This is a genomic window from Streptomyces sp. NPDC000075 (genome assembly GCF_040301925.1).
Lineage (GTDB): Bacteria > Actinomycetota > Actinomycetes > Streptomycetales > Streptomycetaceae > Streptomyces > Streptomyces polychromogenes.
On record NZ_JBEPFL010000031.1, the window covers coordinates 20774 to 46969 of the forward strand.

Sequence of the window (26196 nt, forward strand, 5' to 3'; positions counted from 1 at the left end):
GGGGCATCAGGGTGCGCGCCGGTATGGAACCGAAGCTTCCGGCGAGGGGCCCGCGGCATCCGGCACCATGGGCCGAATGAGCGGAGAACTGCCCGCGTACGCGGAGCGGGTACTGGAGGTGGCCGAGCGGATTCCGCCCGGCCGGGTGATGACGTACGGGGACGTCGCCGAGTGGCTCGGCGAGGGCGGACCCCGCCAAGTCGGGCGCGTCATGGCCCTGTACGGGGGAGCCGTGCCCTGGTGGCGGGTGGTGCGCGCGGACGGCGTACCCCTGCCCGGCCACGAGCGGCGCGCCCTGGAGCACTACCGCGCCGAGGGCACCCCGCTGCGCGAGACCCCCTCCGGCGAGCCGCGGCTGGCGATGCGGCGGGCACGCTGGGACGGGCGCGGGGAGGACGCCGGAGGCGACGAGGGTCACATCTGACAGCTTCGGCCATCCGGAATCCGGACGGGCACCCGGAGGCCCGTACGGGGGACGGCCCGCGGGCTCCCCGGGGCGACGCCCGGTCCCGCCGGGAGGGACTGCGGCGGCCCCGCCGGTTGCCGTAGCGTTGCCTCTTCGGCTGCGGCGCCCGCGCCCGCCGTCCCGCTGACAGCACCCGCAGACCCACCAGGACCGGCACCCCACGTGATCACCTCTCCTCCCGGCCGCACGGAGCGGCGTACGCGTACGCCCGACGCGTACCGCCTGGTGCGCACCGGCCCGCGGCAGGTGGCCCCCCCTGTTCTGGACGCGGCCCAGCGGGCGGTGGTTGATCACACCGGCGGACCCCTGCTCGTCCTCGCCGGCCCCGGCACCGGCAAGACCACCACCCTCGTCGAGGCGGCCGCCGCCCGCGTCGAGGCCGGGACGGACCCCGCCCGCATCCTGATCCTCACCTTCAGCCGCAAGGCCGCCGTCGAACTGCGCGACCGCGCCGCCCTGCGGCTCGGCGGCGCCCGCGCCCCGCAGGCCACCACCTTCCACTCCTTCTGCTACGGCCTGGTCCGCGCCCACCAGGACCACGAACTCTTCGCGGACCCGCTGCGCCTGCTGTCCGGACCCGAGCAGGACGTGATGGTCCGCACCCTGCTGGAGGGCCAGCGCCGGCTGCGCTCCATCCGCTGGCCCGAGGACCTGCGGGCCGCGCTGACCACGCGCGGCTTCGCCGACGAGGTGCGCGCCGTCCTGGCCCGCGCCCGCGAGCTGGGCCTGGGCCCGCGCGCCCTCGCCGCCTTCGCCGACCGCATCGGCCGCCCCGACTGGAAGGCGGCGGCCGCCTTCCTCTCCGAGTACCTCGACGTCCTGGACCTCCAGGGCTCCCTGGACTACGCCGAGCTCGTCCACCGCGCCGTCCTCCTCGCCGAGGAGACCCCGTCCCTGTCCTCCTCCTACGACGTGATCTACGTGGACGAGTACCAGGACACGGACGCCTCCCAGCTGCGGCTGCTGCGCGCGCTGAACGGCCCGGCGGGCACGCTCGTCGCCTTCGGCGACCCGGACCAGTCGATCTACGCCTTCCGGGGCGCCGACATCAACAACACCCTCGACTTCGAGACCTCCTTCCCCGGCGCGCGGGTCCGCGCCCTCACCACGGGCCGCCGCTCCGGTGCGAACCTCCTGGCCGCCACCCGCCTGCTGACCACCCGCATGCCCGTCCCGCGTCTGCCGGCCGCCGCCGTACGGGCCCACCGCGACCTCGCCCCCGCGCGGGACGGCGGCCGGGTCGAGGTGTACACGTACCCCACCGCCGGCGCCGAACTGGACAACATCGCCGACCTGCTGCGCCGGGCCCACCTGGAGGACGGCGTCCCCTGGCGGGACATGGCCGTCCTGGTCCGCTCGGGCGGCCGCACCCTCCCGGCGATGCGCCGCGCCCTGATCGCGGCGGGCGTCCCGGCGGAGACGGACGCCACGGCGACGGCCCTGCGCCACGAACCGGCGATAGCCCCCCTCCTGACGGCCCTCCGCACCACAGCCGAAGCCGCCACCCTCCCGACCGCCCCCGCGCCGCCGGCGGCTGAGCCCGCCCCGGCCACCACCGGGCCGGCCCTCTCCGGGTCGGAGGCCGCCCCCGGCGCCGCCCCCGGCGAAGCCGCCCCCACCGCCGCGACCGCCCCCGCGCCGTCGGCGGCTGAGCCCGCGCTGTCCGAGACCGACACCGCGCCGGCCGCTGCCGCGACGGCCGCCGTCCCGGCCGCCGTCGCGGCTGAGCCCGGAGCGGCCGCCGTGGCGATCGTCGCCCCGGCTGCCGAGGGCGGCGACGGGTCGGTCTCCGCCGTCCCGGACCCGGCCGTGTCCGGGCCCGCCGGGGCCGGACTGCCCGTCCCGGGCGCAGAAACCGCCCCCGGCGCCGCAGGCGCCGCCGACGTGCGCGAGCCCGCTCGCGACTCCGGGACGGGCGGGCAGGACCACCCCGAGGCCGCCCCCACTTCCGCGACCGCCGGAGGCGAAGGGTGGGTGGGGGTCGAGGCCGCCGTCGAGCTGCTCACCTCGCCGCTCGGCGGCATGGACGCCGCCGACCTGCGCCGCCTCGGGCGGGCCCTGCGCGACGAGGAGCGGGCCGCCGGGGTCGCCGTACCCGCGCCCTCCGACGTCCTGCTGGCCCGCGCCCTCGCCGAGCCCGAACGCCTCACCGCGCACGACCCCGCCTACGCCCGCGGCGCGCAGCGCCTCGGCCTGCTCCTGCGCAAGGCCCGCGAGCTCCTCCAGGGCGGCGGCACCGCCGAAGAGGCCCTCTGGACCCTCTGGGACGGCACCCCCTGGCCGCAGCGCCTCGAACGCCGGGCCCGCCGCGGCGGCCCCGCCGGCCGCAACGCCGACCGCGACCTCGACGCCGTCTGTGCCCTCTTCGACAACGCCGCCCGCGCCGAGGAACGCACCGGCGGCCGCGGCGCCCTCAACTTCCTGGAGCAGCTCGAAGCCGAGGACATCGCCGCCGACACCCTCACCGGCAGGACCGTCGGCTCCGACGCGGTCCGCCTGATGACCGCCCACCGCTCCAAGGGCCTGGAGTGGGGACTCGTCGTCGTCGCCGGCGTCCAGGAGGGGATCTGGCCCGACCTGCGCCGCCGCGGCTCCCTGCTGGAGGCCGACCGCATCGGCCGCGACGGCCTCGCCGAGCCCCTCACCCCAGGCGCCCTCCTCGCCGAGGAGCGCCGGCTGTTCTACGTCGCCGCCACCCGCGCCCGTCACCGTCTCGTCGTCACCGCCGTCAAGGCCCCCGCCGAGGACGGCGACCAGCCCTCCCGCTTCCTCACCGAACTCGGCGTCACCCCCAAGGACGTCACCGGCCGCCCCCGCCGCCCCCTCGCCGTCCCCGCGCTCGTCGCCGAGCTCCGCGCCACCACCGTCGACCCCGACGCCTCGCCCGCCCTGCGCGACGCCGCCGCCCGGCGCCTGGCCCGGCTCGCCGCGCTCACCGACGACGAGGACCGCCCCCTGGTCCCCGCCGCGCACCCGCAGCGCTGGTGGGGCCTGTACGAGCCCACCGCCTCCGCCGTCCCGCTCCGCGACCGCGACCGGCCCGTCACCCTCTCCGGCAGCGCCCTGGACCAGCTCGCCAACACCTGCTCCCTCCAGTGGTTCCTGGGCCGCGAGGTCAAGGCCGACGCCCCCTCCACCGCCGCCCAGGGCTTCGGCAACGTCGTCCACGTCCTCGCCGACGAGGTCGCCTCCGGCCGCACCCCCGCCGACCTCGCCGTCCTCATGGAGCGCCTCGACTCCGTCTGGGACGCCCTCGCCTTCGACGCCCCCTGGAAGTCCCGCCAGGAGAAGGACAACGCCCGCGCCGCCCTGGAACGCTTCCTGCGCTGGCACACCACCGACCGCGGCGGCCGCACCGCCGTCGCCACCGAGCACGACTTCGACGTCACCCTCGACGCCGGCGAGTACGCCGTCCGCGTCCGCGGCTCCATGGACCGCGTCGAGGCCGACCCGCAGGGCCGCGCGTACGTCGTCGACTTCAAGACCGGCAAGGGCGCCCCCACCCGCGACGAGGTCGCCCGCCACCCCCAGCTCGCCGTCTACCAGCTCGCCGTCCGCGAGGGAGCCGTCGACGACGTCTTCGACGGCCGGCGCCCCGAACCCGGCGGCGCCGAGCTCGTCCAGCTCCGCCAGGGCGCGGCGAAGCGCGACGGCGGCGACGAGGTCCCCAAGATCCAGGCGCAGGAGGCGCTGCCGGCGGGCAGCTCGGGCGAGTGGGTCGGCGACCTGCTGGCCACCGCCGCCGGCCGGGTCCTGGACGAACGCTTCGCACCCGCCACCGGTGAACACTGCAAGCGCTGCTCCTTCCGCAGCTCCTGCAGCGCCCTCCCCGAGGGCCGCCAGACCGTGGAATGAGACGGCGGCCGGGAGTGTCGGCGCGGGCGGCTAGCCTTTTGAGGTGACCGCGTACGCGTCTGGGCGCGCCCCCGTCCTCGACGATCCCGAGCAGCTCAAGGAGCTCCTCGGGATCCCCTTCACGCCCGAACAGCTGGCCTGCGTCACCGCCCCGCCCGCCCCCCAGGTCATCGTCGCCGGCGCCGGCTCCGGCAAGACGACCGTGATGGCCGCCCGCGTCGTCTGGCTCGTCGGCACCGGCGCCGTCGCCCCCGAACAGGTCCTCGGCCTCACCTTCACCAACAAGGCCGCCGGTGAACTCGCCGAACGCGTACGCAAAGCCCTGGAGCGGGCCGGCGTCACCGACCCGGACCCTTCCCCCGCCGACCCCGGCGCGGCCGGCGGCGAGCCCCGCATCTCCACGTACCACGCCTTCGCCGGCCAGCTCCTCAAGGACCACGGCCTGCGCATCGGCCTGGAACCCAGCGCCCGCCTCCTCGCCGACGCCACCCGCTTCCAGCTCGCCGCGAAGGTGCTCCGCGAGGCCCCCGGCCCCTACCCCGCCCTCACCAAGTCCGTCCCCGACCTGGTCAGCGACCTCCTCGCGCTCGACGGGGAACTCTCCGAGCACCTGGTCGAGCCGGAGGAGCTGCGCGCGTACGACACCGCGCTGCTCGACGTCCTCGCCGGCACCAAGCTGACCAACGAGGACCTGCGCAAGGCCCCCGAGGCGGTCCGCGGCCGCCTGGAGCTGCTGGAGCTCGTCGTCCGCTACCGCGCGGCCAAGCGCTCCCGCGACCTGTTCGACTTCGGCGACCAGATAGCCCTCTCCGCCCGGCTGGCCACCACCCGACCGGAGGTCGGCTCCCTGCTGCGCGAGGAGTTCCGCGTCGTCCTCCTCGACGAGTACCAGGACACCTCCGTCGCCCAGCGGCTCCTGCTGTCCGGCCTCTTCGGAGGCGGCACCGGGCACGCCGTGACCGCCGTCGGCGACCCCTGCCAGGCCATCTACGGCTGGCGCGGCGCCTCCGTCGCCAACCTCGACGACTTCCCCGAGCACTTCCCGCACGCCGACGGCAGCCCCGCGACCCGTCTCTCCCTCAGCGAGAACCGGCGCAGCGGCGGCCGCCTGCTGGACCTCGCCAACGGCCTCGCCGCCCCGCTGCGCGCCCTGCACGAGGGCGTCGAGGCCCTGCGCCCCGCCCCGGGCGCCGAGCGCGACGGCCTGGTCCGCTGCGCCCTGCTGCCCACCCACGCCGAAGAGCTGGAGTGGCTCGGCGACTCGGTGGCGCACCTGGTGCGCACGGGCCGGGAACCGGGCGACATCGCCGTCCTGTGCCGCTCGGCCGCCGACTTCGCGAGCATCCAGGCGGTCCTGGTCGCCCGGGACGTGCCCGTGGAGGTCGTGGGCCTCTCGGGCCTCCTGCACCTCCCCGAGGTCGCCGACCTGGTCTCGGTCTGCGAGGTGCTCCAGGACCCCGGCGCCAACGCCGCCCTGGTCCGGCTCCTGATCGGCCCGCGCTGGCGGATCGGCGCCCGCGACCTGGCCCTGCTGGGGCGCCTCGCCCGGCAGCTGGTCGCCCGCCCCGGCGCCGCCGACGGGCCCGACGGGAGGCTCGCGGCCGCGGTCGAGGGCGTCGACCCGGCCGAGGTGGTCTCCCTGGCCGACGCCCTGGAAACCTTCCTGGACGGCTCGTCCGCCCCCGGCCTCCCGTTCTCCGCGGCCGCCCGGGTCCGCTTCGCGCACCTCGCCCAGGAGCTCCGCGACCTGCGCCGCTCCCTGTCCGACCCGCTGATGGACGTCCTGCACCGGGTCCTGTCCACCACCGGCCTGGACGTGGAGCTCTCCGCCTCCCCGCACGCCCTCTCGGCCCGCCGCCGCGAGACCCTGTCCGGCTTCCTGGACGTCGCGGCCGGCTTCGCCGCGCTGGACGGCGAGGCCACCCTGCTGGCCTTCCTGGGCTTCCTGCGCACGGCCGCCCAGTACGAGAAGGGCCTGGACCACGCCCTGCCCGGCGGGGAGAACACGGTCAAGGTCCTGACCGCCCACAAGTCCAAGGGCCTGGAGTGGGACGTGGTGGTCGTCCCCGACCTGTGCGCGGGCTCCTTCCCGAAGGAGAAGGCCCCCGAGGCCTGGACCTCGTACCCGAAGGTGCTCCCGTACGCCCTGCGCGGCGACGCGGCGACCCTCCCCGCCGACCCCGCGTGGACCTCGGCCGGCCTGAAGTCCTTCAAGGCGGCCCTGAAGTCCCACAAGGAGACGGAGGAGCTCCGCCTCGGCTACGTGACCTTCACCCGCCCCCGCTCCCTCCTCCTCGCCTCGGGCCACTGGTGGGGCCCCACGCAGAAGCGCCGCCGGGGTCCGTCCGCGTTCCTGACGGCCCTCCACGACCACTGCGCGGCCGGCTACGGCGAGATCGAGTCCTGGGCGGACGAACCGGCCCCCGACGCCGAGAACCCGGCCCTCGCCTCCGGCACCGCCCCGGACCACTCCTGGCCCCTGCCCCTGGACCCCACGTCCCTCGCCCTCCGCCGCGAGGCGGCGGCCCTGGTCGAAGCCCACCTCTCGACCCTGGCCGGACCGGCCGCCCCGGACCGGGACCGGGCGCTACCCCGCCCCCCGGCCCCGTCCGACGACCCCTTCCTCTGGCCCCCGGACTGCGAGGACCCGTCCTACGAGGACGAACCGCACCCCGACGACCCCTGGTCCGGCGGGGTTGTGCCCGCCCCCCGCCCGGCCGACGACCTGTGGTCCGGCGAACCCCTGCCCGCCCAGACCCGCCCGGCCGACGGCCTGTGGGCCGGTGAAGCCGTGCCCGCCGACCCGTGGGGCGAAGCCCCGGCCGACCGGGCCGGCGGAGCCCTGGCCGCCCCGCGCCCGGCCGACGATCTGTGGGCCGGTGAAGCCGTGCTGCCCGCCGCCGGGGCCGGTATCCGGTCCGGCGGGGACCCCCTCACCCCCGAAGAGGCCCGGACCATCGCCTCCTGGGACCGGGACCTCGACGCCCTGGAGGGCGAGCTGCTGCGCGCCCGCGCCGCCGTGCGCGACGTCGAGCTGCCCGGCGCCCTCTCCGCGAGCCAGCTGCTGCGCCTCGCCGCCGACGAGGAGGCGTTCGTCCGCGACCTCGCCCGCCCCATGCCCAAGCCCCCGCAGCCCGCCGCCCGCCAGGGCACCCGCTTCCACGCCTGGGTCGAGTCCCGCTTCGACGCCCTGCCCCTGCCCCACCTCGACGTCCTCGACCCCGCCGCCGACCTCCCCGGGACCGACCAGGAGATCGCCGACGCCGCCGACCTCGAAGCCCTCAAGGCCGCCTTCGAGCGCAGCGAGTACGCCGAGCGCACCCCGTACCGGATGGAGGCCCCCGTCCAGATCACCCTCGCCGGCCGGGTCATCCGCGGCCGGATCGACGCCGTCTACCGCGACTCCGACGGCTCCTACGAGGTCGTCGACTGGAAGACCGGCCGCACCACCCAGGCCGACCCCCTCCAGCTCGCCGTCTACCGGCTCGCCTGGGCGGAGGCCACCGGCACCCCCCTCGACCGGGTCGCCGCCGCCTTCCTCCACGTCCGCAGCGGCCGCGTCATCCGCCCCCGCGACCTGCCCGGACGCGAGCGCCTTGAGTGGATCCTCCAAGGCAAAACGGGCACGGACGGTGCCCCCCGGGCGGACGGCTAGGCTCGTGGCCATGAGCGAAACCCCGGACAACGTCGTCCGCACGTACATCGACACCCACCGCACGGCCTTCCTCGACGACCTCGCCGAGTGGCTGCGCATCCCGTCCGTGTCGGCCCAGCCCGAGCACGCGGGCGACGTACGCCGCAGCGCCGAATGGCTCGCCGGGAAGCTCAAGGAGACCGGCTTCCCGGTCACCGCGATCTGGGAGACGGCCGGCGCCCCCGCCGTCTTCGCCCACTGGCCCGCCGCCGACCCGTCGGCGCCCACCGTCCTCGTCTACGGCCACCACGACGTCCAGCCCGCGGCCCTCGCCGACGGCTGGCACACCGAGCCCTTCGAGCCCGTCGTCAAGGACGGCCGGATGTACGGGCGCGGCGCCGCCGACGACAAGGGGCAGGTCTTCTTCCACACCCTGGGCGTCCGCGCCCACCTCGCCGCCACCGGCGCCGAGGCCCCCGCTGTACACCTCAAGCTCCTCATCGAGGGCGAGGAGGAGTCCGGCTCCCCGAACTTCCGCGCGCTCGTCGAGGCCCGCGCCGCCGAGCTCGCCGCCGACGTCGTGATCGTCTCCGACACCGGCATGTGGTCCGAGACCACCCCCACCGTCTGCACCGGCATGCGCGGCGTCGCCGACTGCGAGATCGACTTCCACGGCCCCGACCAGGACATCCACTCGGGCGCCTTCGGCGGGGCCGTGCCCAACCCGGCCACCGTCGCCGCCCGCCTCGTCGCGGCCCTGCACGACGAGGACGAACGGGTCACCATCCCCGGCTTCTACGACAACATCACCGAGCTCACCGACGCCGAACGCCGGCTGATCTCCGAGCTGCCCTTCGACGAGGCCGAGTGGCTGCGCACGGCCAAGTCCCACGCCGCCTCCGGCGAGGCCGGCTACTCCACCCTCGAGCGCGTCTGGGCCCGCCCGACCGCCGAGGTCAACGGCATCGGCGGCGGCTACCAGGGCCCCGGCGGCAAGACCATCGTGCCCGCCTCCGCCCACCTGAAGCTGTCGTTCCGGCTGGTCTCGGGGCAGGACCCGTACGAGGTCGAGGCCGCCGTACGCGACTGGGTCGCGGCCCGCGTCCCGGCCGGGATCCGGCACTCCATCACCTTCGGCGCGCCCACCCGCCCCTGCCTGACCCCGCTGGACCACCCGGCGCTCCAGTCCGTCGTGCGGGCCATGGGCCGCGCCTTCGGGCAGCAGGTCCGCTTCACCCGCGAGGGCGGCTCCGGCCCGGCGGCCGACCTCCAGGACGTCCTGGACGCCCCCGTGCTGTTCCTCGGCATCTCCGTCCCGTCCGACGGCTGGCACTCGCCGAACGAGAAGGTCGAGCTGGATCTGCTCCTCAAGGGCGTCGAGACCGCCGCCCACCTGTGGGGCGACCTCGCCGAGAACTGGGCCCCGCCCACGCCCGCGGCGGCCGCCACCACGGCCTGACCGCCCGCACCCACGTCCGTACGCCTGCCTTGTCCCATCCACCGGGGGAGTTGGAAGTACCTGTGAGCACGCACACCGAGCGCCCACTGTCGCTCACCGCGCCGAGCGACATCGACCGCGCCGCGCACCACCGCCTCGACGAGGCCTGGCTCGCCGCCGCCTGGAGCCACCCGACGACCCGCGTCTTCGTCGTCTCCGGCGGCCAGGTGCTGATCGACGACACCCCCGACGGCGGCACCGGCATCGTGATGACCCCGGCCTTCGAGGCCCCGGCCACCGAGACCCACCGGTACTTCCTGGGCACCGACGAGGACGGCGTACGGTACTTCGCGCTCCAGAAGGACTCCCTGCCGGGCCGCATGGACCAGTCGGCCCGCCCCGCCGGGCTGCGCGAGGCCGGGCTGCTGCTGTCCCCGCGCGACGCTGGGCTGATGGTGCACGCGGTGGCGCTGGAGAACTGGCAGCGCATGCACCGCTTCTGCTCCCGCTGTGGCGAGCGCACGGTCGTCGCGGCCGCCGGGCACATCCGCCGCTGCCCCGGCTGCGGCGCCGAGCACTACCCGCGCACCGACCCCGCGGTGATCATGCTGGTCACCGACGAACAGGACCGCGCGCTGCTGGGCCGCCAGGTGCACTGGCCGGAGGGCCGCTTCTCCACGCTGGCCGGTTTCGTGGAGCCGGGCGAGTCGATAGAGGCGGCCGTGGTCCGCGAGGTGTGGGAGGAGGCGGGCGTGCGGGTCGGCGAGGTCGAGTACGTCGCCAGCCAGCCCTGGCCCTTCCCGTACAGCCTGATGCTGGGCTTCAACGCCCGCGCCGTCAGCTCCGAGATCACCGTCGACGGCGAGGAGATCCAGGAGGCCCGCTGGTTCTCCCGCGAGGAGCTGGCCGAGGCCTTCGAGTCCGGTGCGGTCGTCCCGCCGTCCGGGATCTCGATCGCCGCCCGGCTCGTCGAGCTCTGGTACGGGCGGCCCCTGCCGAAGCCCGCGCCGACGGCGTGAGCTTCGTCATACATGGGAAGGCCCCCGCCTCGGCGGGGGCCTTCCACATGTGCTCCGTGCCCGGAGGATCAGACGGCGAGGGCCTGCTTGACCTGCGCGAGGCTCGGGTTCGTCATCACGGACTCGTTGCCGGCGGCGGACTTCACGAGGACGGTCGGGACGGTCTGGTTGCCGCCGTTGGCCTGCTCCACGAACTGGGCGGACGCCGGGTCGAGCTCGATGTTGATCTCGTTGTACGCGATGCCCTCCCGGTCCAGCTGCGTCTTCAGCCGGCGGCAGTAGCCGCACCAGGTGGTGCTGTACATCGTGACCGTGCCCGTGTCCTGCATGCTCGCTCCTCTGTGAGGTCTGGTCTGTGAGGCCTGGTCTGTGAGGCCCGGGGGACCGGAGCCCGCCCGGTCCGAGTACTCGAACGTACGCCGTCCCCGGGCCATTCCCGGCCCCCGGCCGGTATGACCCATCCGACAACCCGACCGGGCCTGTGGACGGATTTCCCGTCCGCCCCGGCCGACCTGGCAGCATGTTGGGGTGACAGCAGCGACGCACCCCCCCTCGTTCCCGGCCGGCCCGGGCACCGGCCCGGCCGACGCCGACGCCGTGCTCCTGGGCCTCGACCCGGAGCAGCGCGAGGTCGCCACGACCCTGCGCGGCCCGGTGTGCGTGCTGGCCGGAGCCGGTACGGGCAAGACCCGCGCGATCACCCACCGGATCGCGTACGGGGTCCGCTCGGGGCAGCTCATGCCCGCCAGCGTGCTCGCCGTCACCTTCACCAACCGCGCCGCCGGGGAGATGCGCGGCCGCCTCCGCGCCCTGGGCGCCGGCGGGGTCCAGGCCCGCACCTTCCACTCCGCCGCCCTGCGCCAGCTCCAGTACTTCTGGCCCAGGGCCGTCGGCGGGGACGTCCCCCGGCTCCTCGAACGCAAGATCCAGTTCGTGGCCGAGGCCGGGGCGCGCTGCCGCGTCCGCCTCGACCGCAACGAGCTGCGCGACGTCACCGGTGAGATCGAGTGGGCCAAGGTCACCCAGACCGTCCCCGCCGACTATCCCGCCGCCGCCCTCAAGGCGGGCCGCGAGGCCCCCCGCGACACCGCCGAGATCGCCCAGATCTACAGCACCTACGAGCAGCTCAAGCGCGACCGCGGAATGATCGACTTCGAGGACGTGCTGCTCCTCACCGTCGGCATCCTCCAGGACCGGCACGACATCGCCGAGCAGATCCGCACCCAGTACCAGCACTTCGTGGTGGACGAGTACCAGGACGTCAGCCCGCTCCAGCAGCGGCTGCTGGAGCTGTGGCTCGGCGAGCGCGACAACCTCTGCGTCGTCGGCGACGCCAGCCAGACCATCTACTCCTTCACCGGCGCCACCCCCGACCACCTGCTGAACTTCCGCACCCGCCACCCCCACGCCACCGTGGTCAAGCTGGTCCGCGACTACCGCTCCACCCCCCAGGTGGTCCACCTCGCCAACGGGCTGCTGAGCCAGGCCAGGGGCCGGGCCGCCGAGCACCGGCTGGAGCTGCTCTCCCAGCGCGAGCCCGGCCCCGACCCGGTCTACGCCGAGTACCCCGACGAGCCCGCCGAGGCCGAGGGCGTCGCCCGCCGGGTCCGCGACCTGATCGCCGCCGGGGTCCCGGCCGGCGAGATCGCCGTCCTCTTCCGCATCAACGCCCAGTCCGAGGTCTACGAGCAGGCCCTCGCCGACGCCGGGGTCCCCTACCAGCTGCGCGGCGCCGAGCGCTTCTTCGAGCGGGCCGAGGTCCAGAAGGCCGTCCTCGCCCTGCGCGGAGCCGCCCGCTCGGCCGGGAACGACCCGCTGCTCGAAGACGTCGTGGAGCTGGGCTCCCAGGTCCGGGCCGTGCTTAGCTCCACCGGCTGGACCGCCGAGCCGCCCGCCGGCTCCGGGGCCGTGCGCGACCAGTGGGAGTCCCTGGCCGCGCTGGTCCGCCTCGCCGAGGACTTCGCCCGCGCCCGGCCGGGCGCGGGCCTGGCCGAGCTCACCGTCGAACTGGAGGAGCGCAAGGCCGCGCAGCACGCGCCCACCGTCCAGGGCGTCACCCTCGCCTCGCTGCACGCCGCGAAGGGCCTGGAGTGGGACGCCGTGTTCCTCGTCGGCCTCACCGACGGCATGATGCCGATCACCTACGCCAAGACCGACGAGCAGGTCGAGGAGGAGCGCCGGCTCCTGTACGTCGGGGTGACCCGCGCGCGGCAGCACCTGACGCTCTCCTGGGCGCTCTCGCGGACTCCGGGCGGCCGGGCCTCCCGTCGCCCCAGCCGCTTCCTGAACGGCCTGCGGCCGGGCTCCTCGGCCCCCGGGGCGCGGGCGGGTGCGGGCGCGGCGCCGGCCGAGCGCGGGGCGCGCAGGCGCGGCAGCCGGGGACCGGTGCTGTGCCGGGTCTGCGGCCGCACCCTGACCGAGGCCGGGGACATCAAACTGATGCGCTGCGGGGACTGCCCGTCGGACATGGACGAGGGTCTCTACGAGCGGCTGCGCGAGTGGCGGGCCGGCCAGGCGAAGCTCCAGGGGCTGCCCGCGTACTGCGTTTTCACGGACAAGACGCTGATGGCCATCGCGGAGGCCGCGCCCGCCGAGCCGGGCGAGCTCTCGATGATCTCTGGAGTGGGCGCCCGCAAGCTCGACCGGTACGGGGCCGACGTCCTGGCGATCTGCGCAGGTCAGGACCCTGCGGGCGAGGATCCTGACGACGCGTAGAAACTCGTCGGAAAAATAGTTTGCACATGCCCAGCCAATCCCCATAGGTTCTTAGCAACGGAAACGGTGGCTTCTCCGAAGCCCCGGATCCGTGCTGTACTTATCCGAATACGCATGGGACAGGCCCTAGGGCCGGGTCCCCGAGACGCCGAGAGGAGGCGAGACCAGTGACCAGCTTCATGACCTTCACCAAAATGACCGATCGCTCGGTCGACGCTTCCTGCCTGCTCGGTTCCGTCTCCCTCCGGGGCACCGGTCTGTCCGCGATTTCCGCCGGCAAGCCCGCCCTGCTGGCGACCCTTCCGGTCAGCGAGCGCAACGAACGACCGACCAAGGCACTGGTGGCAGTAGCGGGAGCCCGGCAGGCGCACGCCGCCTATGGCCCCGCCGCCGCGGCCGGTGCCGGATTCCAGCAGCAGACGACGACGCAGCACCACCTGATGTGGGCCTTCCGCGGGCTCGAACCCTGGAGTGATCCAGCCTGATCTCACGATCAGGCCGGCGCCTTCAGGGCCGCGGAACCCCACCCGGGATCCGCGGCCCTTCTGTTTGTCCCCGACCGGGGATGACGGAGCGAAGGGGCCTCGGGACTGGCAGGACCAGGTAACAGCCGCCACCCGGCCGACCGGCCGGAACGACTAACCGAACCAGACGAGGAAGAGACAACCGTGCAACTCGAAGCGCACGCCCCGTCCGTACCGCAGACCCAAACGATCTCCCCGCCCGCAGTCCCGGAGGACCCCGCCTTGACCCCCCTCACCGCGCTCACCGCGCTCGACGACGCCATCGAGAACCTCGGCGTCCCCGTACCGTGTCGGACCTTCGACCCCGAGGTCTTCTTCGCCGAGTCCCCGGCGGACGTCGAGTACGCCAAGTCCCTGTGCGGCACCTGCCCGCTGGTCGAGGCCTGCCTCGCCGGCGCCAAGGAGCGCCGCGAGCCCTGGGGCGTCTGGGGCGGAGAGCTCTTCGTCCAGGGCGTGGTCGTGGCCCGCAAGCGGCCCCGTGGCCGCCCGCGCAAGAACCCGGTCACCGCGGCATGACCGCCACCGGAACCATCGACCGCCCTCTGACGCACGACCCCTTGAAGCAGGCCCCCATGTCCCCCCACGCCACCACGAGCGAGCAGCCGAACGGCTCCGCCACCGAAGACTTCATCACCACCGGCGCGATCACCTCGCGTCAGAACAGGACCCGTGAAATGCAACTCATCCCAGAAGCCCTGGCCCGTGCGCATATGGACGACCGGCTGCGCGAGGTGGACGCCCAGCGTCACGCCGTGCGCCTGGTCACCGCGCGGCGCATGCAGCGCAAGGCCGAGCGCGTTTCCCTGCGCGCCCGCCGTGCGCTCGCCATGGCCGTCATGCACTGACCGTCCGCGCGAGGCCGGAGTCCCGGCGCGCGAACGGCTCGACAGCGGCTTGACCACCGCCGGAGCCGGCCGAACCCGGCCGGCGACGGCGCCCCCGGAGGGACCGGTCCGAACGGACCGGTCCCTCCGGTGCGTTGCGGGCCCCGCTGCGGCTCCTCGGGGATATCGTCTGGTGGTGGACCAGCCGACTCCCCACCCCGCCCCCAAGCCGGGGCCCGAGGAACAGTCCGTCGTCTGCGCGCGCTGCGGCGCCCGCTCCCCGAACGGCGCCCCGCCCACCTGGACCTGCTCGGTGGAGAACGGGACCAGACAGTACTTCTGCGTCGACTGCGCGCGCGCCAACCTCCGAGCGATCGAGGGCCGGCTCGACTCCTCCTGGTGGTGACCCGAAGGCTCAGTCCTCGGGCGTGAACCCGGGCAGCCAGGCGTCCAGTTCGTCGCGCAGCCGCACCGTCGCGCCCAGCTGGCACAGCACGCCGATGGTGCTGAGCGTCACCCGGTGGATCAGCAGGTAGGACGGCGGCAGGTTGATCTGCCGTCCCAACTGGTGGGCGGGCGAGCGGGGATCGGCGATCCGTGCCGCCTGGCCGCGCAGCCACGACCGGGTGAAGGTGAACTCGTCCGCCTCGGCCGGCTCGATGATCGGCTTGAGGTAGTCGAGCACCGCGTCCGGGTCGAGTTCGATGGACTCCTTCACGAACCCCTCGGCGCACAGGTGCCCGTAGACCCCCTCGGCGTCCCCCTCCAGGGTCATCCGCAGTGACCGGCCGATGGGCTTGGGCCAGCCGCCGGGCAGCCGGTCCACCGTGCCGAAGTCCAGCACGCCCAGCCGCATCCGGCCGTCCGCCCCGGTTATGAGGCGGAAGTTCCCCGGGTGGGGATCGGCGTGCAGCAGCCCGGTACGTGCGGGGCCGGAGAAGAGGAACCGGGTCAGCAACTGGCCGGCGCGGTCGCGTTCCCCGGCGGTGCCGTCGGCGATGACCTCCGACAGCGGGGTGCCCTCCAGCCACTCGGTCACCAGCACCTGGTCGCCCTGGTGCACCACGTCCGGGACGAGCACGTCGTCGTCCCCGTCGAAGGCGTCCGCGTGGGTCCGCTGGGCCTCGGCCTCCAGCTCGTAGTCCAGTTCCTCCGCGACCCGGTCGCGCAGCTCGGTGATCAGCGGCTTGACGTCCATGCCCGGGATCAGCGGACCCAGCAGCCCGGCGAACCGGCCCAGCTGCTTGAGGTCCGACAGCAGTGCCTCTCCGGCTCCCGGGTACTGGACCTTGACCGCCACCTGCCGCCCGTCGTGCCACACCGCGCGGTGCACCTGCCCGATCGAGGCGGCCGCGGCCGGTTTGTCCTCGAACTCCTCGAACAGCTCGCGCCAGTCCTCGCCGAGCCGCTCCGCCAGCACCTGGTGCACCCGCGCCGCCGGCAGCGGAGGCGCCGCCTCCTGAAGCTTGGTCAGCGCAGCCCGGTAGGGCCCGACGACCTCCTCCGGGAGCGCCGACTCGAACACCGAGAGTGCCTGCCCGAACTTCATGGCACCCCCCTTGAGTTCACCGAGTGTGCGGAACAACTGCTCGGCGGTGCGCTGCTGGAGCTCACGGGCCACGATCTCGGCGGACTTGCCGCCGATCCGCTTCCCCAGCCCCCAGGTGGCCCGCCCCGCGATACCGAGCGGCAGCGCGGCCAGCTTGACGGTCCGGGTGACCGCCTTCCGGGGAAGATCAGACATGCGCCCCTCCAAATCCCAGACAGCCTCGGCGCAAGCGGCGGTTCAGGGGTGCCCTCCCCGCGCCTGCGGTCACCTCGCATCCTGTCATGGCCCTTCCCGGCCGCCGGTCCCGCGTCAGCCTTGCCCGCCGGCAACCGAATCAGGCCAACGGCCACGGCCGTCCCCCCGCATGGGACACCATGGCCGGGCAGCGACCGGGACCCATCGCGCGGGTCCGGGCGCACGCCGGGACGGCCGTGGTGCTCCATGCCCTCGGCCGCGCCGGCCGCCCCGGCCGCGCCGTCGAGGACCGGCTGGTCGCGCTCGAGTGACAGCCGCCTCATGGCCGGGCCTCCAGTTCCGGCCGCACCGCCGGCACCGCCGCCCCGCACGGGCAGTCCTGATGCGGGGCCAGTGCCGAGCGCTCCCAGTGCAGGGTGGGCAGGGCTGCCTCCCAGCGGGCGCCGGTGGAGGCCGGCAGCCGTCCGTCGAGGAAGGCCAGGGCGTGGGCCGCGGCCAGGCCGGCCACCGCCGTGGACAGCCCCAGATCGCAGGCGGCCCCCTCCCCGCGCCGGTGCGCCGACCGCCACTGGACCAGCATCCGCGGCCATGCCGGGTCCCGGCCGACGCGCTCGCGCTCCATGCACCCGGCGCAGGCCGTCACCCCCGGCAGTACCAGCGGCCCGACCAGCCCCGTGCCCTCCAGCACCCCCGCGTACAGGTGCGGGGTGCCGGTCGCCACCCAGTCGGAGGCCGTCGCCGGATCGGGCGCCCACGCCTGAAGGCCGTCCCGGGGCGCGACCACCACCAGCGCGACCTCCGGCCCGGGCCCCCCGGGCTCCCCCTCGCGCGGGGCCCGCCCCGGTGCGGACTCCCGTACGAGCGCCCGGGCCGCCTCGGCCCGCAGCCGGCCCACGCCCCCCGGGCCCAGCCCGCCCGGCGCCACGTCGGCCGGCTCCACCCGGCCCCCGTCGAGCACCTCGACCCGGCCCACCCCGGCCCCCGCCAGCACGGCGGCGATCACCGCCCCCACCCGGCCGGCCCCGCGCACCCGGACCCGTATGGCCCGGCGGGCCGCGACGCCCCGTAAGTCGCCCCCGGGCTCCGGGCGCACCAGCGAGAGCGAACCCCGGTCGGGCGCCAGCCGCTCCAGTACCTCCGGCCGGCCCCGCACGGCCTGGGCGCACGGTCCTCCCGCCGTGGCGTCGTCGAGCAGCCCGGCCCCCGCGAGCCGGCGCACCAGCCCGTCCGCCTGTCCTTCCGGCAGCCCCATGCCCCGGGCCTCCGCGCGCAGCAGCTCCATGCCGCGCGTCCCGTCGATCCGGTCGATGAGCGAGCCGGTGGCCGTGTCCACCGGGCCGAGCACCACCGCGTGCGCCGGGGTCACCCCGAACTGCACCGTCTGCAGGTCCCGCCAGGCCCGTGCCAGCGCGGGCTTCACCTTCGGATACATCGCCGCCTCCTCCTGTCGCGTACCGTCCGTCCGCCGCCGTTCGCGCGGCTTCCTCCGTCACGATGCCCGCCCGCCGGGCCGGGCGCGGAAGGTTGTCCACAGGCAAGGGGTATTAGGCATATGAGATGGATGAAAGGGGTGATTTCGGCGGAGCCCGCGCGGGGATCCTGTTCGAAGCGCGGACGTGCGGGACTTCCGCCGGGGCGAGCGGGTACCGTCGACGCGTGTCCGCCGACCCCACCCAGCACGCCGTCGAAGTACGCCGGAGCGCGCGCCGCCGCAGGACCGTCTCCGCCTACCGCGAGGGTGACCGGACGGTCGTCCTGATCCCCGCCCGCATGTCCGATGCGGAGGAACGGCGCTGGGTCGGCGTCATGCTGGACAAGCTCGCCGCCCAGGAGAGCAAGCGCACCCTCGGCGACACGGAACTCACCGAACGCGCCGTGCGTTTGTCCGAGCAGTACTTCGGCGGCCGGGCCCGCCCGCGCTCGGTCCGCTGGGTCACCAACCAGAACACCCGCTGGGGCTCCTGCACCCCGGCCGAAGGCAGCATCCGGCTCTCCCACCGGCTCCAGGGGATGCCGGAGTACGTCGTCGACTACGTGCTCCTGCACGAGCTGGCGCACCTTCTCGTGCCGGGTCACGGCCCCCGGTTCTGGGAGCTGCTGGAGGCGTACCCGAGGACCGAGCGGGCCCGGGGCTTCCTGGAGGGGGTGGTCGCGGCGGAGCGGCTGCCGAGGATCCCGGCCGCCCGCGAGGAGTGACCCTCCGCGCGGTACGCGGTGTGTACCGGCTTGGTACCGGCTTGCCCGGATGTCGGCCGGAGCCGTTAGCCTGAGCGGCACACGACCGCGGGACACGTCCGGCGGACACGATCAGGCAGGCGAGCAGCCGCGCACTCACACTCGGGACGGGGGACGGTCGGACGTATGGCCAGGGAATTCCAACGCGGCCACAAGGCCAGGATCAGTGACCTGACGGCGGGTACCGATCTGTACGTGGGCGTCCAGATCGCCGGACCCGGACTCACCTTCGACATCAGCTGCTTCGGCCTCGACGCCGACGAGCGCCTGTCGGACGACCGCTACTTCGTCTTCTACAACCAGCCGAAGTCGCCCGAGGAGTCCGTCCAGCAGCTCGGCGCGCAGGCCGGGGACACCGACTCCTTCCGGGTGACCCTCGACCGCGTACCCGCGTCGATCCACAAGCTGTCCTTCACCGCCAGCCTCGACGGCGACGGACAGATGTCGCAGATCGGGCCCGGCTACATCCGGATCGTGGCCGGCGGCGAGGAAGTCGTCCGCTACTCCTTCACCGGCTCGGAGTTCAGCACCGAGCGCGCGCTGATGATCGGCGACTTCTACCGCAAGGACGTCTGGCGCTTCGCCGCCGTCGGCCAGGGCTTCGACGGCGGGCTCGCCGCGCTGCTGGAGAACTTCGGCGGCGAGGTCGCCGAGGAGGAACCGCAGCAGCAGGCCCCGGTCCCGGCCCAGCCGCAGGCCGCCGCCCCGTCGTTCGCCCCGCCGGCCCAGGCCGCCGCCCCGGCGCCGGCCCCGTCCTACGGCGCCCCGGTGCAGCAGCCGCCCGCCCCCGCGCCGTACGCCCCGCCGCAGCAGCCGCAGCAGCCCCAGCAGCAGCCCCCGGCCCAGGCCCCGGTGCACTCGGCCCCGACCATGGTCGGCCCGCTGACCCCGCCCGCGCCCGCGACCCCCTACGGCCAGCCGCCCCACCCGCCGCAGCAGCCCGGCCCGCCCTCCTACGGCGGCCGCCAGCCGCAGCAGCCCTCGTACGGCGGCCAGGTCCCGCCCCCGGGACCGGCCCCCGCCCCCTACGGCCAGCCGCCCCAGCCCTCCCACGGCGGCCAGGTCCCGCCTCAGCAGCAGGGCTACCCTCAGCCGGGCCAGCCCCCGTACGGCCAGCAGGCCCCCTACGGCCAGCAGCCGCCGTACGGTCAGCAGGCTCCCTACGGCCAGCAGCCCCCGGCCCCCTACGGTCAGGCCGCCCCGCAGGGCGGACCGGGCCTCGCCTCCGCGCTCCAGCTGTACAAGGAGGCCCCCACGGGCGCCCGCTGGACCGCGCAGAACCACCAGCTCATGCGGGTCGACCTCGCGGCGGGCGGAGGCCAGCCCGTCCTCGCCCGCCAGGGCAGCATGGTCCTCTACCAGGGCAAGGTCGACTTCAGCTACAAGGGCGCGGGCTTCGCCGGCCGCATCGTGGGCAACGCCACCGGCCAGGAGATGCAGCTGATGCGCTGTACCGGCCGCGGCCAGCTGTTCCTCGCGGAGAACGGCGCCCACCTGCACGCCATCGAGCTCCAGGGCGACGGCATCTGCGTCAACTCCGAGAACGTCCTCGCCTTCGACGAGTCCCTCCAGCACGAGGTCCGCCGCATCGAGGGCCACGGCATCCCCGGCGGAGCCCTGTTCACCATGCTCTTCCACGGCACCGGCACCGTCGTCGTCAAGACGCACGGCACCCCAGTCGTCCTGCCCGTCACGCCGACCACCTTCGCCGACAGCAACGCCATCGTGGCCTGGTCGGCGGCCTCCCAGGTGATCGTTTCCAGCCAGGTCCGGCTGCGCCGCAACGCCTACCCGGGCCACAGCGGGGAGACCGTGAACCTCCAGTTCCGCGGCGCCCCCGGCAACTTCATCGTCGTCCAGCCGTACGAGGTCTGAGGGAGCCCCACATGAATGCCATGAACCCGATGAACCAGCAGCTCGCGGGCTACGCCCCGACCCCCGTCACGGCCCGCATGGAGAACCACGGTTCCTCCATGCTCAAGGTCGCCATGCAGAGCGGCCAGGACCTCTTCGCCCGCACCGGGTCGATGGTCGCCTACGAGGGCTTCGTCCAGTACGAGCCCAACCCGCCGGCCGTGCGCCAGATGGCCTCCCAGTGGCTGACGGGCGAGGGCGCCCCGCTGATGAAGTGCACCGGCGACGGCCTGCTCTACCTCGCCGACTACGGCGCGAACGTCGTCTGCATCAACCTCAACAACGACGCCCTCTCCGTCAACGGCACCAACCTGCTCGCCTTCGACGCCCACCTCCAGTGGGGCGTGGAACGGGTCAAGGGCATGGCCAAGTTCGCCGGCCAGGGCCTGTTCAACGTGCAGGTCTCCGGCACCGGCTGGGTCGCCATCACCTCGCGCGGCACCCCGATCGTCGTCGACTGCGGGCGCGGCGACGACGAGACGTTCGTCGACCCCGACGCGCTCGTCGCCTGGTCCCCGAACCTCAAGGTCAAGGGCAAGAGCAGCTTCAAGGCCTCGTCCCTGATCGGCCGGGGCAGCGGGGAGGCCTACCAGATGGCCTTCTCCGGCCAGGGCATCGTCGTCGTACAGCCCAGCGAGGACAGCACCGACCGGCTCCGGACCCGGGGCTGAGGGGGAGCGGACACACCATGCAGAGCTCACTTTTCGGCCACGCCGAACAGCAGTCCCAGGAGCGGTACGCCGTCCAGAACCCGCAGCTGCTGCGGGTCACCCTGGCCGGCTCCGACGACGTCCTCGCCCGCAAGGGCTCGATGGTCGCCTACCAGGGCATCGTCGACTTCGACGGCGAGTACCAGAGCACCAACCAGCGCGGCGCGCGCCTGCGCACCGGCGAGGGCCTCGACCTGATGCGCTGCTCCGGGCAGGGCACCGTCTACTTCGCCAACCTCGCCCAGCACGTCCACGTCGTCGACGTCGACCACGAGGGCCTGACCGTCGACAGCGGCTACGTCCTGGCCATGGACTCCACCCTGCACACCGAGGTCATCGCGGTGGACAGCCAGTACGGGATCTCCGGCTCCGGCAAGTACCAGCTCAACATCACCGGCCGCGGCAAGGTCGCCCTGATGACCTCCGGACAGCCGCTGATGATGCAGGTCACCCCGGACAAGTACGTCAACGTCGACGCCGACGCCATCGTCGCCTGGTCCACCTCGCTGCGCGTCCAGATGCAGGCCCAGACGCACTCCAGCGGCGTCTGGCGGCGCCGCGGCAACACCGGCGAGGGCTGGGAGCTCAGCTTCCTCGGCACCGGCTTCGCCCTGGTGCAGCCCAGCGAGGTGCTGCCCCCGCAGAACGCCCAGCTCGGCCAGGGCATCGCCGCCCAGTTCGGCATGGGCCAGCACGGCGCGCACGCCCAGAACCAGAACAACGTCTGGAGCTGACCCGGCGCACCCGCCGCACCGGCACGAGGAAGGGGCGGACCCCGCCGGGTCCGCCCCTTCGCCGCGCCCTTACGTGCCCAGCCGCTCCAGGGTCGCCTCCATCAGCCGCACCACCGAGGTGTCGGCCACCGAGGGAACCTCCGCGTACGGGAACCAGCGCAGGTCCAGCGACTCGTCGCTGATCTCCGCCACCACACCGGCCGGAGCCAGCGCCGCGTACTGCACGTCCAGGTGCCAGTTGCACGGCGCCGGGATCGGGTGCCGGTCCAGGCGCACCGGACCGCCCTCCAGCAGCGTCAGCCCGGAGGTGATCCCCGACTCCTCGACGGCCTCGCGCATCGCCGCGCCCGCCAGCGCGGTGTCACCCGGCTCGCAGTGCCCGCCCATCTGGAGCCACAGGCCCAGCTTCTTGTGCAGGGTCAGCAGGACGCGGCCGCCCGCCGGGTCGATCACCAGCGCGCTGCCCGTCACGTGCCCCGCCTCGCAGGGCTTGTACATCCCGTCCGCGTGCTCCGCCAGGTGCTCCAGATACACGTCCCGCAGGGCGCGCTGCTGCTCGTCCCGGCCCTCGTAGCCCTTCAGGACCAGGACGGCGTCTTCGTACAGGCTCACTTCTTCTCGTCACCCTCGCCCTGGTCACGCTTCTCGGCGGCCTCGCCGAGCATCTTGTCGATCTCCGAGAAGTCCAGCTGCTCGCGGTGCACGAACCCGTCCGGGTCGTCCAGGTCGGAGGCCGTCGGCAGCATGTCCGGGTGCTCCCACAGCCCGTCCCGGCCGTCCACCCCGCGCGCGTCCGTGAGCGAGGCCCACAGCCGCGAGGCGTCGCGCAGCCGGCGCGGCCGCAGCTCCAGCCCGATCAGCGTGGCGAAGGTCTGCTCCGCCGGACCGCCCGAGGCGCGTCGGCGGCGCATCGTCTCGCGCATCGCGTCGGCCGAGGCCAGGCGGGGCTTGGCCGCCTCGTGGACCACCGCGTCCACCCAGCCCTCGACCAGCGCGAGCGCCGTCTCCAGGCGGGCCAGCGCGGCCTTCTGCTCCGGGGTGTCCTGCGGCTGGAACATGCCGCCCTGGAGGGCCTCCTGGAGCTCCTCCGGGTTCGACGGGTCGAGCCGGCCGACCACGTCCTCCAGCTTCGAGGTGTCCACCTTGATGCCGCGCGCGTAGCCCTCGACCGCGCCGAACAGGTGCGAGCGCAGCCACGGCACGTGCGCGAAGAGGCGGGCGTGCGCGGCCTCGCGCAGGGCCAGGTACAGGCGCACCTCGTCCGAGGGGACGCCCAGGTCCTTGCCGAAGCTCTCGATGTTCAGCGGCAGCAGCGCCGCCCGCCCGGCCGGGCCCAGCGGCAGCCCGATGTCCGTGGAGCCGACGATCTCGCCCGCGAGCACGCCCACGGCCTGGCCGATCTGCTGGCCGAACATGGCCCCGCCCATGGAGCGCATCATGCCGAGCAGCGGGCCCGCCATGGCCTGCATCTCCTCGGGCAGCACGCCGCCCATGGCCGCCCCGACGCGCTCGGCGACCGGGTCCACCAGCTCCTTCCACACCGGGAGGGTCGCCTCGACCCACTCGGCGCGGCTCCACGCGACGGCCGCGTTGGCGCCCGACGGCAGGGAGGTCACACCGTCCAGCCACAGGTCGGCCAGGCGCACCGCCTCCTCGACCGCCGACTTCTCGGCGAGACCGACGCTGGCGTCCTTCACGCCGTCCGCCGTGCCCTGGGCGACGGTCTGGCGGGCGATGTCCTTGGCCATGTCCCAGTTCACGGGACCGCCCTCGTAGCTGAGCATCTGGCCCAGCTGCTGGAAGGCGGCGCCCAGGTCGTTCGGGTTCATCGCACCGAACATCGCGGCGAACGGATTGTCCGCGCCGCCGGGAAGGCCGCCGGGAAAGCCGCCGGGGAGGCCGCCCGGGCCGAACCCGAACGGATTCGCGGGGCCGCCCTGGCCCCCCTTCTTGCCCTTGTCGCCGTCCTCCGGCTCCTCCGGCGGAAGGCCGAATCCGAATGGGGTGTCGCTCACGGGTTTCCTCGGCTCGTAGGGCCGCCGGCGGACGCCGACGGGCAATGGTCCGACAACACCACCCAGCGTAGACACCACTCCCGCTTCCGGGCTCGGTGCTCCGCCGACTCCTGGGCTGCGGCAGGATGGACATCACCTGGTGGGTACGCGTCACGGCGCGCCCCCACTGAAGACAACCGCTGGAGACGCCCGGTGAGTTCCCCAGATCCGCAGGCTCGCGCGCCGCACGACGCCGAAAACCGCCCTGAGCACGGCGACAGCGCCCCCGGCGTTCGCCAGGCGCGAAACGAGGCCGCCGCCCGCCGGCGCAGCCCGGTGATCGCGGTCACCGGAGCCGCCTCCGGCGTCGGCGCCGCCCTCGTGGCCCGCCTCGCCGCATCCGACGAGGTCAAGCAGGTCATCGCCATCGACGAGCGGCGCGGGGACTGCGCCGACGCCCAGTGGCACGTCCTGGACGTACGCGACCCCGCCATCGCCGACCGGCTGCGCGGGGCCGACGTGGTCGTGCACCTTGCGCTCGACCTGGACCTGGAGACCGACCCCGCGGCCCGTACCGCGTACAACGTACGCGGGACCCAGACCGTGCTGACCGCCGCCGCGGCGGCCGGTGTGCACCGGGTCGTGCTCTGTACCTCGGCCATGGTCTACGGGGCCCTGCCCGACAACGACATCCCGCTCTCGGAGGACTCCGAGCTGCGCGCCACCGCCGAGGCGACCGGCGTCGGCGACCTCCTGGAGATCGAGCGCCTGGGCCGCCGGGCCCCCCGTGCCCACCCCGGCCTGAACGTGACCGTGCTCCGGCCGGCCGTGCTGGTCGGCGGCACGGACACCGCCCTCACCCGTTACTTCGAGTCCCCGCGCCTGCTCGTCGTCGCGGGCTCCCGGCCCACCTGGCAGTTCTGCCACGTCGAGGACCTGGTCAGCGCCCTGGAGTACGCCGCGCTGGAGAAGGTGGAGGGCGAGCTGGCCGTCGGCTGCGAGGGCTGGCTGGAGCAGGAGGAGGTCGAGGAGCTCAGCGGCATCCGCCGCATGGAGCTGCCCTCGGCGGTCGCCCTGGGCGCCGCGGCCCGGCTGCACCGGATCGGCCTGACCCCGTCCCCGGCCGGGGACCTCGCGTACACGATGCACCCCTGGGTGGTCAGCGTCAGCGGGCTGCACGCGGCCGGCTGGCGGCCCCGCTGGACCAACGAGGAGGTGCTGGCCGAGCTGCTCCAGGAGGTGTCCGGCCGGCACACCGTCGCGGGCCGCCGCCTGGGCCGCAAGGACGCCGCCACGGCCGCCGGTGCCGCCGGTGCGACGGTGGCCCTGCTGGGCGCCGCAGCCGCCGTCCGCCGGGCCCGCAGGCGCCGCGGCCTCTGACCCGTCCGCCCGCCCCGCCGGCCCCCACGGGCCCGGACACCGCTCCGGGCCCGGCCGGAACGCGGGCCTCCTGTAGGAGGCTCCCAACCGGCCGGTCACGGCACGGGTGATCCGGCTATTCCGCCACGTCAGCCCCTGAGGCACGATGGATGACATGGCACCGCACTTCGACCACCCCGGCGAGCAGGCCGCCCAGGACCCGATCCGGCTGCTCGAGATCCGTGAGACCCCGCTCTCGCTCGACGAGGTCTTCCAGGCCGTCGGCGATGACGCGACGGGAGGCACCACCCTCTTCGTCGGCACGGTGCGCAACCACGACGGCGGAGCCGACGTCGACTCCCTCGGCTACTCCTGCCACCCGACGGCCCAGGCCGAGATGCGCCGCATCGCCGAGCGCGTCGTGGAGAAGTACCCGGTCCGCGCCCTGGCGGCCGTCCACCGCGTCGGCGACCTGGCCGTGGGCGACCTGGCCGTGATCGTGGCCGTCTCCTGCCCGCACCGCGGCGAGGCCTTCGAGGCCTGCCGGATGCTGATCGACGACCTCAAGCACGAGGTGCCGATCTGGAAGCACCAAACCTTCTCGGACGGCACGGAGGAATGGGTCGGCGCCTGCTGAGCCCGCCCCCGCACACCACGGGCCCCCGGTCGCGCAGGCGCGGCCGGGCGGGAGTAGCCTCACACCCGTTCGGCCGCGCAACACGCCCTCGATTTGCGTAACCCCCCCACGGGCACGAGCGTTGAAGCCACCGACGACACTCGTACTTTCGGGGCAGGGAGGCACGTCCATGGCGTCACTGGCGTGGTTGCTGATTCCGCTGTTCGCCGCGATCGGGGCGGCGATATGGGGCAGCTGGGCAGCGCGCGACCGTACCCAAGGTGACATATCCGAGCTCGCCGGCTACGCGAGGTTCCGGGAGGCCATGGACGCCGACCGGGCGAGGCACAAGGAAAAGGCGCACTCCGGTTCCGACGCCGTCTGACGCGTCCCGGGAGTCCGCGGTGAGCGGGCC

General features: G+C 74.4%; 23 protein-coding genes. 18 read left to right on the top strand and 5 right to left on the bottom strand.

Features of this window, described 5'->3' with window-relative positions; translation table 11 throughout:
* Positions 1-76 precede the first annotated feature (76 nt).
* The 5 genes from ABT403_RS29260 to nudC all read left to right on the top strand — a co-directional run bounded on the left by ABT403_RS29260 (position 77) and on the right by nudC (position 10412).
* Positions 77-424, top strand: a complete 348-nt coding sequence (locus tag ABT403_RS29260) for an MGMT family protein (RefSeq protein WP_344164708.1) — start codon at positions 77-79, stop codon at positions 422-424.
* A 207-nt stretch (positions 425-631) separates the two neighbouring features.
* Positions 632-4321: an ATP-dependent helicase gene (locus ABT403_RS29265; protein WP_344165861.1), complete on the top strand. Its 3690-nt coding sequence runs from the start codon at positions 632-634 to the stop codon at positions 4319-4321.
* Positions 4322-4364: 43 nt separating this feature from the next.
* Positions 4365-7976, top strand: a complete 3612-nt coding sequence (locus ABT403_RS29270; protein WP_344164711.1) for a UvrD-helicase domain-containing protein — start codon at positions 4365-4367, stop codon at positions 7974-7976.
* Between the two features lie 10 nt (positions 7977-7986).
* Entirely contained in the window at positions 7987-9414 is a 1428-nt protein-coding gene (locus ABT403_RS29275) for a dipeptidase (RefSeq protein WP_344164714.1), read from the top strand.
* 50 nt (positions 9415-9464) lie between these two features.
* Positions 9465-10412: an NAD(+) diphosphatase gene (gene nudC, locus ABT403_RS29280; RefSeq protein ID WP_344164717.1), complete on the top strand. Its 948-nt coding sequence runs from the start codon at positions 9465-9467 to the stop codon at positions 10410-10412.
* 68 nt (positions 10413-10480) lie between these two features.
* Here nudC and ABT403_RS29285 read toward each other — a convergent pair whose 3' ends face one another.
* Positions 10481-10741, bottom strand: coding sequence for a mycoredoxin (locus ABT403_RS29285; RefSeq protein ID WP_344164720.1), 261 nt, complete (start codon positions 10739-10741; stop codon positions 10481-10483).
* A gap of 199 nt (positions 10742-10940) precedes the next feature.
* Between ABT403_RS29285 and ABT403_RS29290 the strand changes: the two genes are divergently transcribed.
* The 5 genes from ABT403_RS29290 to ABT403_RS29310 all read left to right on the top strand — a co-directional run bounded on the left by ABT403_RS29290 (position 10941) and on the right by ABT403_RS29310 (position 14881).
* Entirely contained in the window at positions 10941-13127 is a 2187-nt protein-coding gene (locus ABT403_RS29290) for an ATP-dependent DNA helicase UvrD2 (protein WP_344164723.1), read from the top strand.
* 179 nt (positions 13128-13306) lie between these two features.
* Positions 13307-13612: a hypothetical protein gene (locus tag ABT403_RS29295; RefSeq protein ID WP_344165864.1), complete on the top strand. Its 306-nt coding sequence runs from the start codon at positions 13307-13309 to the stop codon at positions 13610-13612.
* 183 nt (positions 13613-13795) lie between these two features.
* The gene (locus ABT403_RS29300; RefSeq protein WP_344164726.1) at positions 13796-14167 is read left to right on the top strand and encodes a WhiB family transcriptional regulator; all 372 of its coding nucleotides are present in this window, start codon (positions 13796-13798) and stop codon (positions 14165-14167) included.
* On the top strand, positions 14164-14496 hold the full coding sequence (locus ABT403_RS29305; protein ID WP_344164729.1) for a putative WhiB-interacting protein: 333 nt from the start codon (positions 14164-14166) through the stop codon (positions 14494-14496). Before ABT403_RS29300 ends, ABT403_RS29305 begins: the two co-directional genes overlap by 4 nt.
* 172 nt (positions 14497-14668) lie before the next feature.
* Positions 14669-14881, top strand: coding sequence for a hypothetical protein (locus tag ABT403_RS29310; protein ID WP_425580257.1), 213 nt, complete (start codon positions 14669-14671; stop codon positions 14879-14881).
* Between the two features lie 9 nt (positions 14882-14890).
* Here ABT403_RS29310 and ABT403_RS29315 read toward each other — a convergent pair whose 3' ends face one another.
* Positions 14891-16219, bottom strand: coding sequence for an ABC1 kinase family protein (locus tag ABT403_RS29315; RefSeq protein ID WP_344164735.1), 1329 nt, complete (start codon positions 16217-16219; stop codon positions 14891-14893).
* 179 nt (positions 16220-16398) lie between these two features.
* On the opposite strand from ABT403_RS29315, the gene ABT403_RS29320 reads away from it, so the two are divergent.
* Positions 16399-16530, top strand: coding sequence for a hypothetical protein (locus ABT403_RS29320; protein ID WP_344164738.1), 132 nt, complete (start codon positions 16399-16401; stop codon positions 16528-16530).
* Positions 16531-16538: 8 nt separating this feature from the next.
* Here ABT403_RS29320 and ABT403_RS29325 read toward each other — a convergent pair whose 3' ends face one another.
* Complete coding sequence (locus tag ABT403_RS29325; RefSeq protein WP_344164741.1) at positions 16539-17651, bottom strand: ThiF family adenylyltransferase; 1113 nt, start codon at positions 17649-17651, stop codon at positions 16539-16541.
* A gap of 224 nt (positions 17652-17875) precedes the next feature.
* Between ABT403_RS29325 and ABT403_RS29330 the strand changes: the two genes are divergently transcribed.
* From ABT403_RS29330 to ABT403_RS29345, 4 genes are all read left to right on the top strand, one after another.
* Positions 17876-18415 carry a M48 metallopeptidase family protein gene (locus ABT403_RS29330; protein ID WP_344164744.1) on the top strand — a complete coding sequence of 180 codons (540 nt, stop codon included), beginning with the start codon at positions 17876-17878 and terminating at the stop codon, positions 18413-18415.
* 165 nt (positions 18416-18580) lie between these two features.
* On the top strand, positions 18581-20329 hold the full coding sequence (locus ABT403_RS29335) for a TerD family protein (protein ID WP_344164747.1): 1749 nt from the start codon (positions 18581-18583) through the stop codon (positions 20327-20329).
* 29 nt (positions 20330-20358) lie between these two features.
* Positions 20359-21039: an AIM24 family protein gene (locus ABT403_RS29340; RefSeq protein WP_344165867.1), complete on the top strand. Its 681-nt coding sequence runs from the start codon at positions 20359-20361 to the stop codon at positions 21037-21039.
* Positions 21040-21056: 17 nt separating this feature from the next.
* The gene (locus tag ABT403_RS29345; protein WP_344164750.1) at positions 21057-21812 is read left to right on the top strand and encodes an AIM24 family protein; all 756 of its coding nucleotides are present in this window, start codon (positions 21057-21059) and stop codon (positions 21810-21812) included.
* Positions 21813-21881: 69 nt separating this feature from the next.
* Here the strand turns inward: ABT403_RS29345 and ABT403_RS29350 are convergent, their stop codons facing one another.
* Complete coding sequence (locus ABT403_RS29350; RefSeq protein WP_344164753.1) at positions 21882-22424, bottom strand: NUDIX hydrolase; 543 nt, start codon at positions 22422-22424, stop codon at positions 21882-21884.
* Entirely contained in the window at positions 22421-23827 is a 1407-nt protein-coding gene (locus ABT403_RS29355) for a zinc-dependent metalloprotease (RefSeq protein WP_344164756.1), read from the bottom strand. Before ABT403_RS29355 ends, ABT403_RS29350 begins: the two co-directional genes overlap by 4 nt.
* 315 nt (positions 23828-24142) lie before the next feature.
* Between ABT403_RS29355 and ABT403_RS29360 the strand changes: the two genes are divergently transcribed.
* From ABT403_RS29360 to ABT403_RS29370, 3 genes are all read left to right on the top strand, one after another.
* The gene (locus ABT403_RS29360; protein WP_425580275.1) at positions 24143-25186 is read left to right on the top strand and encodes an SDR family oxidoreductase; all 1044 of its coding nucleotides are present in this window, start codon (positions 24143-24145) and stop codon (positions 25184-25186) included.
* Positions 25187-25340: 154 nt separating this feature from the next.
* Positions 25341-25802 (top strand): molybdenum cofactor biosynthesis protein MoaE, encoded by a 462-nt coding sequence (locus ABT403_RS29365; RefSeq protein WP_344164762.1) that lies wholly within the window; start codon positions 25341-25343, stop codon positions 25800-25802.
* Between the two features lie 169 nt (positions 25803-25971).
* Positions 25972-26166 carry a hypothetical protein gene (locus ABT403_RS29370; protein WP_344164765.1) on the top strand — a complete coding sequence of 65 codons (195 nt, stop codon included), beginning with the start codon at positions 25972-25974 and terminating at the stop codon, positions 26164-26166.
* Positions 26167-26196 lie beyond the last annotated feature (30 nt).

Bases quoted from the DNA above. Each gene is read 5' to 3' on its own strand.
- ABT403_RS29335 (WP_344164747.1), top strand. From the start codon at position 18,581: ATGGCCAGGGAATTCCAACGCGGCCACAAGGCCAGGATCAGTGACCTG.
- ABT403_RS29260 (WP_344164708.1), top strand. From the start codon at position 77: ATGAGCGGAGAACTGCCCGCGTACGCGGAGCGGGTACTGGAGGTGGCC.
- ABT403_RS29325 (WP_344164741.1), bottom strand. From the start codon at position 17,651: ATGTATCCGAAGGTGAAGCCCGCGCTGGCACGGGCCTGGCGGGACCTG.
- ABT403_RS29285 (WP_344164720.1), bottom strand. From the start codon at position 10,741: ATGCAGGACACGGGCACGGTCACGATGTACAGCACCACCTGGTGCGGC.
- ABT403_RS29315 (WP_344164735.1), bottom strand. From the start codon at position 16,219: ATGTCTGATCTTCCCCGGAAGGCGGTCACCCGGACCGTCAAGCTGGCC.
- ABT403_RS29365 (WP_344164762.1), top strand. From the start codon at position 25,341: ATGGCACCGCACTTCGACCACCCCGGCGAGCAGGCCGCCCAGGACCCG.
- ABT403_RS29345 (WP_344164750.1), top strand. From the start codon at position 21,057: ATGCAGAGCTCACTTTTCGGCCACGCCGAACAGCAGTCCCAGGAGCGG.
- ABT403_RS29370 (WP_344164765.1), top strand. From the start codon at position 25,972: ATGGCGTCACTGGCGTGGTTGCTGATTCCGCTGTTCGCCGCGATCGGG.
- ABT403_RS29295 (WP_344165864.1), top strand. From the start codon at position 13,307: ATGACCTTCACCAAAATGACCGATCGCTCGGTCGACGCTTCCTGCCTG.
- ABT403_RS29320 (WP_344164738.1), top strand. From the start codon at position 16,399: ATGGCCGGGCAGCGACCGGGACCCATCGCGCGGGTCCGGGCGCACGCC.
- ABT403_RS29340 (WP_344165867.1), top strand. From the start codon at position 20,359: ATGAACCAGCAGCTCGCGGGCTACGCCCCGACCCCCGTCACGGCCCGC.
- ABT403_RS29305 (WP_344164729.1), top strand. From the start codon at position 14,164: ATGACCGCCACCGGAACCATCGACCGCCCTCTGACGCACGACCCCTTG.
- ABT403_RS29275 (WP_344164714.1), top strand. From the start codon at position 7,987: ATGAGCGAAACCCCGGACAACGTCGTCCGCACGTACATCGACACCCAC.